The following is a 484-nucleotide window of genomic DNA, read 5'->3' as shown; positions in this document are numbered from 1 at the left end:
CAGATCTGACCCGCGCGCCGGCCGCACGGCGTGGGCACGGCGTGCGCGTCGCGGAAAGGGCGCACCGGGACAGTGGTGCGCGCGTTGCCGCATCACACCTTGGTCACGCCTTCCCGCCACCCCTTTTCACGCATCCCGCGCGCCTCTTCGAAAAGGCGCCGCGAATGCCGGAACAGGGTGCATGGAGCGCCTTCTCCTTTTGACTTTCTGTCAACGCCGGGATGTTGCCCGACCGCCTTGTTGGCCGCGTGCGGGTTGTGCGAGAGTGAGCCACCCGTGAGGGGGTAAAGGCCGGGGACGCTCGCGAGTTGATGAACCGGTTCGGAAGCGCCGCCGGACAATTCCCGCCCCCCGCGCCACACCCAAGAGGTATGCACCAGTCGCGCGTCCCTTTTCGGTGTCGGGAACGCTCGAAAGTCACATGCGCTGTGGGAAGGAACCAATCTCAGTGCACACCCCCCACCCCCCTCGTCCTCCCTATCCC

At 66.7% G+C, this 484-nt stretch carries 1 protein-coding gene; it reads left to right on the top strand.

The window, feature by feature from the left end:
- Positions 1 to 203 (top strand): hypothetical protein (locus tag CCN29_RS36780; protein WP_442538703.1); only part of this gene is annotated, 203 nt, incomplete at its 5' end.
- Positions 204 to 484: the final 281 nt, after the last annotated feature.

The sequence above is a fragment of the Streptomyces pseudogriseolus genome (assembly GCA_002154585.1).
Taxonomy (GTDB): Bacteria; Actinomycetota; Actinomycetes; order Streptomycetales; family Streptomycetaceae; genus Streptomyces; species Streptomyces pseudogriseolus.
Note: the sequence above shows the minus strand (reverse complement) of the source record. Positions and strands in the feature narration are given on the sequence as shown.